6 protein-coding genes and 1 pseudogene are annotated in these 9,009 nt (G+C 67.4%); 6 read left to right on the top strand and 1 reads right to left on the bottom strand.

The window, feature by feature from the left end:
• Positions 1 to 383: 383 nt before the first annotated feature.
• Positions 384 to 1,865, top strand: coding sequence for a purine-cytosine permease family protein (locus tag ACWDEX_RS08095; protein WP_450462419.1), 1,482 nt, complete (start codon positions 384 to 386; stop codon positions 1,863 to 1,865).
• 85 nt (positions 1,866 to 1,950) lie between these two features.
• On the opposite strand, the gene ACWDEX_RS08090 is transcribed toward ACWDEX_RS08095, so the two are convergent.
• A complete protein-coding gene (locus ACWDEX_RS08090; RefSeq protein ID WP_450462418.1) occupies positions 1,951 to 3,342 on the bottom strand; it encodes an NAD(P)/FAD-dependent oxidoreductase in 1,392 nt (463 codons plus the stop codon).
• On the opposite strand from ACWDEX_RS08090, the pseudogene ACWDEX_RS08085 reads away from it, so the two are divergent.
• The 5 genes and pseudogenes from ACWDEX_RS08085 to ACWDEX_RS08065 form a co-directional block, all read left to right on the top strand.
• A pseudogene (locus tag ACWDEX_RS08085) lies at positions 3,318 to 3,815 on the top strand (PucR family transcriptional regulator ligand-binding domain-containing protein); the annotation flags it as partial. The gene ACWDEX_RS08090 and the pseudogene ACWDEX_RS08085 overlap by 25 nt on opposite strands.
• A gap of 549 nt (positions 3,816 to 4,364) precedes the next feature.
• The gene (locus ACWDEX_RS08080; protein ID WP_450462432.1) at positions 4,365 to 4,955 is read left to right on the top strand and encodes a PucR family transcriptional regulator; all 591 of its coding nucleotides are present in this window, start codon (positions 4,365 to 4,367) and stop codon (positions 4,953 to 4,955) included.
• A 189-nt stretch (positions 4,956 to 5,144) separates the two neighbouring features.
• On the top strand, positions 5,145 to 6,581 hold the full coding sequence (locus tag ACWDEX_RS08075; RefSeq protein WP_450462417.1) for an aldehyde dehydrogenase family protein: 1,437 nt from the start codon (positions 5,145 to 5,147) through the stop codon (positions 6,579 to 6,581).
• Between the two features lie 838 nt (positions 6,582 to 7,419).
• Positions 7,420 to 8,703 (top strand): phosphatase PAP2 family protein, encoded by a 1,284-nt coding sequence (locus ACWDEX_RS08070; protein WP_450462431.1) that lies wholly within the window; start codon positions 7,420 to 7,422, stop codon positions 8,701 to 8,703.
• Positions 8,704 to 8,805: 102 nt separating this feature from the next.
• Positions 8,806 to 8,958, top strand: coding sequence for a hypothetical protein (locus ACWDEX_RS08065; RefSeq protein WP_450462416.1), 153 nt, complete (start codon positions 8,806 to 8,808; stop codon positions 8,956 to 8,958).
• Positions 8,959 to 9,009 lie beyond the last annotated feature (51 nt).

The following is a 9,009-nucleotide window of genomic DNA, read 5'->3' as shown; positions in this document are numbered from 1 at the left end:
CCGCCGTGCATGAGCGAGTTCTCGATCAGCGCCGCCAGGACCTGGGCTACCGCGCCGGGGGTACCGACGGCCCGCAGATGTCGTTTGCCGGAGCTGACACCGCGGTCTTCGGCCCCCGGCCACATGCTGTCGGCACACACGCGGAAAGTCGGCCGTCGGCACCTGGTACGCGGCGGGGAGTCCGGAACGGATCGTCTGTCCGGGCAGAGCGATCGCGCGCGGTCGACGCTCGGTTTGTCGTTGCGTACGAGAGGGTGGCTCCGACTTCTGACGCCGTTCGGATGGCTGCCACGGCGTCGGCACCTTGATGCTCTGGGTGCACAAGGTCCGCCGGCGCCCCGTAGGTAACTCACCGCTTGATCCAAGAAAGAGAGCCGACAGGCATGACCATCGCAAGACACACCGGGCCAGAAGCTGGGCCGGTGGGCTCCCCCATACCCATGCGCGGCATCGAGGCGCGATCCATCGACTACGTGCCGGCGGCGGAGCGGCATGGACGGCTCACTGACCAGGCGACGATCTGGTTCGCGGGCAGCGCGCAACTACTGAGTCTGTCCACCGGTGCCATCGGCATCTGGTCCGGGTTGAACCTGGTGTGGACCTTGATCGCACTCGCTGTGGGGACCGTCCTGGGTACGGTCCCGGTGGCCGCGCACGCCAGCCAGGGGCCGCATCTCGGGCTGCCTCAGATGGTGCAGTCCCGGCCTCAGTTCGGCCGCTACGGCGCGCTGTTCATCTGGCTCGTCGCGATTGGCGTGTACTGGGGTTACGTCGTGTTCGGGGTGAACACGCTCGGTTCGGCCGCCAGTGACCTGGGGGCCGGGCCCGGCTGGATCTGGATGCTGGTGCTCGGCGCGGTGGCTGTCCTGTTCGCCTTGTACGGCTATGACTGGCTGCATGTGGGCCAACGCGTCGTCTCGCTCGGACTCGTGATCGCGCTGATGGTCTTCACCATCGGGTCACTGGTGACCGGGCGCATTCCGGCCGACCAGTTCACCGTCAACGGTGCCTTCCGGCCGACAGAGTTCTTCGTCGTGGTGTCCGCCTCCACGGTCTATCAGCTCTCGTGGGCCTTCTTCGTGTCGGACTACTCGCGTTACATGCCCGCTGCCACGAGCCATCGGTCGATCATTGCGTACACGGCGCTCGGCGCCGGTGTGGGCGTGCTGTGGATGGAGTCGTTGGGCGCGGTCGCGGCGGTTGCGTTCCCCAAGCAGACCGATCTGATCGCGACCCTGCACCAGGCCTCCGACCAGATCCTTCCCGGCCTTGGCCTGGTCGTCGTCGTCCTTGGTGCCGCAGGGCTGCTACTGCTCAACGCCATGTGCATCTACGGTGGTTCACTCACGCTGATCAGCGCGGTCGACAGCCTCCGTGCGACCCGGCCCGATCGACGAATCCGCGTCGTGACCGTCCTGTTGATCGCGGTGACCGCGACGGCGGTGGGCATCGTCATCCCCACGGGCTTCCTCTCCGGCACCTTCACCACCGTGCTCGCGGTGCTCGGCTATCTGATGGCGCCGTGGACAGCGGTCAACCTGGTCGACTACTTCCTTGTCCGCCGCGGTCGCTACTCGGTGCGTGAGGTCTTCAACCCGCATGGCATCTACGGGCGTTGGAACTGGCGGGGGCTGGCCGCGTACTGGGCGGCGTTCGTGGCCATGGTGCCGTTCATGTCCCTGAGCTTCTTCCAAGGCTTCGCCGCCGAGTGGCTCAACGGAGTCGATATCGCGTTCTTCGTGGGCATCCCCGTCGCGGGGCTGCTGTACCTGTTGCTGTGCCGGTCGCTGGACGTCCGCAGCGAGTGGAACCTCATCCCGACCGCCGACCAGTACCTCGACGCCGACGCCGAGGTCGTCGCCTGACCGGCACACCTCACAGGGGGCATGGCAGTGCCGGGAGAATCGATGTCGATGCTCCCGGCGCCACTGCCGTGGCCGGTCGGCCGCCTCAGTGGCCGAGCACCCGCCAGAAGGTGCGGGCCGCGCGAGAGGGACGACCGGTCCGGGACTCCGTCCAGTCCGCGGTCGCGAAGAGCGCGGTCACGGCGTTGACGCCGAGCCAGCGCAGCGGCTCCGGTTCCCAGCGGGGGGACGTGCGGCCCACCCAGGGCAGCGCGGTGAGGGCGCTGTCCTGCTTGGTGATGAGGTCCGCGAGGGTCCGGCCGGCCAGGTTCGCCGTGGCCACCCCGTCCCCGACGTATCCGCCGGCCCATCCGATGCCGGAGCGGGTGTCGTAGCGCACCGAGGGATACCAGTCACGGGGAATACCTAGGTTGCCGCCCCACGCGTGGGTGAAGCGCGCCGTAGGCAGACTCGGGAAGAGGTCGGCGAGGATCGAGCGCAGCATGGCGTGGACGCGCGGCGCGTGGTCGTAGGCAGGGCTGATGCGGGACCCGAAGTGGTAGGGCGCGCCACGGCCGCCGAACGCGATGCGGTCGTCGGCTGTGCGCTGGCCGTAGATGCGCAGGTGCCGCTTGTCGCTGAAGGTCTCACGCTGCTCCAGTCCCGACTGCTCCCACCAGGAAGCAGGAAGTGGGTCGGTCGCGACCATGAGTGAGTACATGGGGATGAGCGAGCGGTGCTCGCCCGGGAGGTCAGGGGTGTAGCCCTCGGTGGCGACGACGATGCTTTCGACTCTGACCGTTCCGTGCTGTGTGCGCACCAAGCCCGGCTCGATAGCGGTGACTTCGGTGCGTTCGAAGAGCGCGATTCCGCGAGCCTCGACGGTGTCGGCTAGCCCGCGCACAAGTTTCGCCGGATGGAGTGCGGCGCAGTGCGGAGTGAAGGTGGCGCCGAGCGCACCGCTCATCCGCACCCTCGAGTTGACCTCCTGAGCCGGTAGCAGGCGCATGTGGTCGTCCCCGAAACCCCACTCACGCCAGCCGGCCACCTCGGCCTCGGCGCGGGTCAGTTGTGCGGCGTTGCGTGCGACGGAGAGATATCCGCCGTGCGCGAAGTCGCAGTCGATGTCCTCCTCGCGCACCACGCGGGCGATTTCGCCGACGGTGTCGTTCATGGCCTGCTGCATGGCGATGGCGGCGTGGCGTCCGGCGGTGTCGGAGATCTTCCGCAGGGAGGTGGGAAAGATGGCCGAGCACCAGCCTCCGTTGCGTCCGGATGCGCCGAAGCCCGCCACCTCACGTTCCAGAACACAGATCCGCAGCCCTGGGTCCTGCCGGGAAAGGTAGTACGCGGTCCACAACCCGGTGTATCCGGCGCCGACGATCGCGACGTCGAACTCCCGGTCGCCGGGGAGAGCGGCGCGCGGGCGCAAGGAGGAGGGCAGCAGGTCGTGCCAGAGGCTGATGCCTCGGTATGTGGTGTCGTTTCGGGTGCTCATGTGGTCGCCTCTCCCTGGGGCCGTCCGGTCACATGTCCCGAGTCTTCGGCCGTGCGACGAGAGGGGCAATTGTTCCCCGGTCAGAACCAGGTACGAACCGCTTGGCATATCGTCTGACCATGACTGTCTCGGTCGGCGATCTTCTGGACACCCCGCATCTGAGGTCGCGTCTCCTCGCGGGCACCTCGGCCCTGTCGCGGGCCGTCACCTGGGCGCACAGCTGCGAGCTGAGCGCCCCGTGGGAGTGGCTCGGCGAGGGCGACCTGCTGATGACGACCGGCCTGGGTATCCCCACGTCGGCGCGGGATCAGGTCGCCTACGTCGAACGCTGCGCCAACGCGGGAATCGCCGGCGTGGCGATCGGTGAGAAAATGAGTGCTCCGCCGCTGACTCCGGCCATGCTCAGGGCCGCTGAGGAGCACCGGTTCGCGGTGATCGAGACGGGGTACGAGGTGCCGTTCGTCGCGTTGGCCCGGGTGGTCGCGCAGTCGAATCAAGCCGAGAGCCAGGAACTGCTGCGGCGGACCATGCACATCTACGAGATGCTTCGCCTGCGGACGATGGCGCCGGGCCCTGACGTGGCGATAGTAGAGGACTTGGCGGGCATTCTGGGCTGTCGCCTCAGCCTCGTCGATACGTCCACGGGCCGCGGGCTTCTCGAAGGTGGTGAGCTGCTGCCGGAAGGCCTGAAGGAACAGACTGTGGCGGTGCGCCGGTCGCGAGGTGACAGGCCGCCTGCGATGCTCCCGGCGCCCGACGGGAGCGCGCTGATTCTCGCCGTGCCCGGCTTCGGCGGCGCCGCGCTGGTGGCGAGCGGCTGGCGTGCCGCCCACCGTCCTGAACCGGTCCTGTTGCACCATGCGTCGACCATCGCGGCCTTCGTGCTCACCCGGCGCAATGCGGACCGGGAGCGCGAACGCCGCCTCGGGGCGACCCTGCTGGCGCAACTGGTCGATGGGCGTACCGATCTGGAGGCCTCGGCTCCGGCGCTCGCCGAGCGCGGGCTGTCCCGCGCGAATCTGGTGGTCGCCGCTGTGACGTTGCGTGCGGACGGGCCCGAGGTGCATCACGCGCTGGGTGACGAGGGGATCGGCCACCTGGTGCTGGTTCGCGACGATCTGGTGCTTGTGGCGATCCCCGACTCAGAAGCGGCGGTAGCCACTCTTCGGACGGCGGCCGAACGTATCGGGCTGAGTGAACCGGTCAGCGAGCAGCGCCAGGTCCCGGGGGCGGCACGGGAGGCGCGCTTCGCTCTGTCGGAAGCCGTGACCAGGCGCCAGGCCGTGGCGCGGCACGGCGAAGGTCAGCTGCTGCCGCCGCGCTCGGCGGGAGAAGCAGAGGCCATCGTGCGTAACGTGCTGACGCCCCTGCTCGAATACGACGCGGCCCACGACGCCCGGCTCACGCACTCGCTGCGGGTGTTCCTGGAGGAAAACCGCTCTTGGCAGCGGGCAGCGGCCCGGCTGCACATCCACAAGCAGACACTGGTCTACCGCATGGGCCGGGTGGCCGAGTTGAGCGGGCGCGCGCTGGACACCACGCACGGTGTCGCGGAGCTGTGGCTTGCGCTCGAGGCATACGAAGCGACGCGTATTCCCGGTCAGGGGCACTGACCCGTCGACGGCACGGGTTCGCCTGATCCCTGACGCCGCTGTGCCGCGGTCGGTGGCGTACCCGGCAACGGACGTTCGTACGCAAGCACGATCCAGCCGCCTTGATTCTGACTCCGGTCGCCTGGTGCGGACGCCACGACGGCGAAGACAGTGGCACCTCCCGGCAAGCGACGAACTCGAGGAATGAGCATGGGCGACCTCCACGTGCAGGCATACATCGACGGCGAGTGGACCGAGGGCTCGGCGGGGCCGGCCCAGTACACGTCGGCCTACGACGGATCGACTCTGGGGACGTTCACGGTGTGCGAGGCGGCCGACGTGGCTCGTGCGGTTCAGGCGGCCAGGAAGGCCCAGGCCGACTGGGCCGCGGTTCCGCTGCTGGACAAGGTCGACCTGATGTACCGGGCCAACGAGTTGTGCGCTGAAGCGAACGAGGAGATCGCGCAGGCGATCAGCCGAGAGATGGGCAAGACCATCCGTGAGTCCCGAGAGGAGATGGTCCAGTACGGCTGGGGCCACTTCCGGCGGGCCGCGGAGGACATGCTTCGCTTCCGCGGGATGACCCTGCCCAACTCCGAGACGCGCACGAACAGCAAGCGGACCTTCGTCCAGCAGTACCCCCTCGGCGTCGTGGGGGTGATCTCGCCGTTCAACTTTCCGGTGGACATCCCGGCCATCGCGATCACCTACGCGCTGATCGCGGGCAACACGGTCGTGTGGAAGCCGTCGGAGTACTGCCCCGGCAGCACCGCGCGGTACCTTCGGGTACTGAGCGACGCGGGCTTCCCGCCCGGCGTGGTCAACTTCGTGCCGGGTTACGGACCGGCGGGCCAGGCGCTGGTGGAAGACCCCGACGTGCGCGGTCTGTTCTTCACCGGTAGCACCAGCGTGGGCCGCCGAATCGCAGCCGCGGCAGGCAAGGAACTCAAGCGCACCCTGCTCGAACTCGGCGGCAACGGTCCGATCATCGTCAACCACGACGCCGACGTGGACCGCGCCGTGGCGGCGACCGTCACTGGCTGCTTCTACATGGCCGGTCAGGTGTGCACCGCCGCAGAGCGGGTTCTGGTGCACGAGTCCGTGCACGACACCTTCGTGGAGCGGCTGCGGGCGAAGACGCGAGAACTGCATGTCGGAGACCCGCTCGACGAACTGACCGACATGGGCCCGCTGTGCAACGACGCGACGCTGCGCCAGGTCGAATCCCACGTCGAGCAGGCCCGTGCGGCCGGCGCGCAGGTCTTCCAGGTCGGTGAGGCTCAAGGGCGCCTGTACCCGCCGACGATCCTCACCGGTGTCACCCAGGAGATGCGCATTGCCCGTGAGGAGACGTTCGGGCCCGTCGCTCCGATCATCGCCTTCTCGACGACGGACGAGGCCATCGACATCGCCAATTCCACGGAATTCGGACTGAACGCCGCCGCGTTCACCCAGGATCTGCGCGAGGCGTGGCGTTTCGTCGACGGGCTGCAGCACGGCACCGTGCTGATCAACGAGACCACCAACTACTGGGACCAGCTGGCGCCCTTCGGAGGCGCGAAGAGCAGCGGACTCGGCCGCGAGCTCTCCTCCTGGGCGTTGAACTCGTTCACGGAAACCAAGACGATCGTCCTGGATATCTCCTAGTAGTGACGCAAGAGCGACCGCCATCCCGGAGTGAGCGACACCACAGTTAAGTTCGTGGACGCCTACAGGAAGGACCCCGCTGCCGTACCGACCTGGTAGGACAGCGCAGGACAACCGCGGCACCGTCGGGAGAACCGGCGGTGCCGCGGCCGGTCCGTCACTCGAAGCCTCTCGGTGACCGCGACACCGGCGGCCACGCCCCGGTACCGCGCCGCGGACCGTCGGGGGGTCGCAGTCCGGGTCGCCGAGCATCACGACGACGTGGACGGTCTCGGCCTGCTTGACGTCGGGCAGCGCACTGTCGATCCGCTGCCACGCGGTGGCGAGAGACTCCTCAATTCGGTTCCAAATGCCCGCGTTCCGCATCTGGTTCGGGGCGGGCACGTACCGTGGGTCTTCGCGGTCGAGCCGGAAGCCGCTGCCCATGGGGTGCATCCGGACCAGGTCTATGGGGGCCAACTTGGAGATCACGTGCTGGATCAGGCTCAGTAATTCCCGCAGGGCATCGGGCCGTTCGACGCGGGCACATGCTGGTGGGACGACCGGCCCAAGACCGCTCCACGCATGCCGCACCCCGCCGCCAGGCCGAGCCGGGATCGACCGACGTTCACGCCACCCAACACCAGCGAAGCCACTCACGCCGTTCCGATAACATGATCGAACTCACGACGAGCGCCCCCTCGCCCGTCCTTCACCGGAAACCCTGCTATCCGGCACGAAGAGTGACCTATTCAAATAACTCCAACAAATTGGCCAAACGTTGATACCTAAAGCGTCGCGGGTGCTTTCGCGAATAAACAGCAGAACTACATTCACCGCGTGGCGTCAATCACGGGGGATACTGTGGGCCACGGCGGGTGTGGTCACCTTCGGCTTCCTCATCGCGCTGGAGATCGCGGCGCATAACTACGGCCTTCCGGGGCCGATGGCCTATCAGGCGCGCGAGGTCATATTCGCCCCTAAATCGGGTTTCCTGCTGTACGCCAGTATGGCGCTGATGATGGTGGTGCTCACCTGGCGGCAACGGCTCATCGCGGCCGGCACCGCGATCGGCATCGACGTCGTCTTCTTGCTGGTGCGGTGGGCGGCCGACATCAAGGTGACCGATGGCCATCCTTTCGGCAATGGCGCGTTGTGGGTGATTCTGGGCTGTGCGGTCATCGCCGTCACACGCCGTACGGGCCCGGAACGTGTCCTGTTGCTGAAAGGTGTCGGACTGGGCCTGCTGCTGGTGGCCGGCCGCAAGACCGGTGACACCTGGCTGCTCATCACGTCGAAGACCCGTCCGGCAGTACTCGACCAGTACGTGGCCACCGCGGATCACGCGCTGGGCAACCCGTCATGGCTGGTAGGCCGGTTTGTCACGGCCACCGGCACGATCGGCGCCCATCTCCTCGACTACGTCTACGCTCAGCTTGCGGTGGCCGCGGTCGTCGTTTCGCTGTACCAACTCCGCAACGTGGCAGTCGAGCGTCGCTTTCCGCGCCATCATCTCGTGCGCACGTTTCTGGTCATCGGTCTCCTCGGGCCGGGCATCTACATGATCTTCCCGGTGGTCGGACCCATCTTCGCCTACGGCGCCGACGGAGGCCACTGGGCGGTGGCCAACTTGTGGCCGGACACGCCGACACCGATCAGTACCCCGCATCACATGCCGTTCGACGAGATCACCCCTCGCAACTGCATGCCCAGCCTGCACACGGCGTGGGCTACCGCCATATTCATTCATTCCCGCAAGGGCCCACGGGCGCTGCGATTCGCAGGCACGTTCTGGCTGATTGCCACGCTCACCGCAACGCTTGGATTCGGCTACCACTACGGTGCGGATCTCGTAGCCGGCGTGGTGTTCACGGTCACGATCGAGGCGGCGCTGCGCTCGCTCGAACGTGGCTGGGACCGGTCGGGAATCCAACTGGTCGCCTACGGCACAACGGTCTTCACTGCGCTTTTGGTGTCATATCGCTATCTGTCGATGGAAATGGCTGAATATCCGTGGATCTTCGGGCCGATTCTCATTCTGGCGCTTGCCTCAGTGATTTACGGCTACGTGCGGACCACCAGACTGTGGGAACCGATGGCCGCACCAGTGCGGCAGCCGGAACCGCAACCCGAGCTTGCTTGAGTCAAGTCGCATCAGGAGGCGTGCGAGCTGATCGAGGGAACCGTCGGGCCGATCCTGTCGGAGTTCGATCGGCAGGAGCACGATGTCGCCCTCGCCACCGGTGTGGTCGCAGGTCTCGGTGGCGCGGCGCTGGCCATCGCCAAGCACTACGACTCCACCACCCGTACGACGCTGGCCGGCCTGGTCGCCCTCACGGCGCTGCTGGCCCTGATCGGCGTACTGCTCTCCCGGCGCCTTCGGCCCACCGCCGAGTGACGGTCTTCCCGGCCGGGCAAAACCGAGTCCAGCCGCTCCCGGCAGGGGTCC

The sequence above is a fragment of the Streptomyces sp. NPDC001020 genome (assembly GCF_053599115.1).
The sequence above is the reverse complement of the archived record's forward strand: the minus strand, read 5'-3'. Positions and strand labels throughout refer to the sequence as shown.

Excerpts from the sequence above, each read along its gene's own strand:
- ACWDEX_RS08095 (WP_450462419.1), top strand. The coding sequence starts at position 384 with ATGACCATCGCAAGACACACCGGGCCAGAAGCTGGGCCGGTGGGCTCC.
- ACWDEX_RS08090 (WP_450462418.1), bottom strand. The coding sequence starts at position 3,342 with ATGAGCACCCGAAACGACACCACATACCGAGGCATCAGCCTCTGGCAC.
- ACWDEX_RS08075 (WP_450462417.1), top strand. The coding sequence starts at position 5,145 with ATGGGCGACCTCCACGTGCAGGCATACATCGACGGCGAGTGGACCGAG.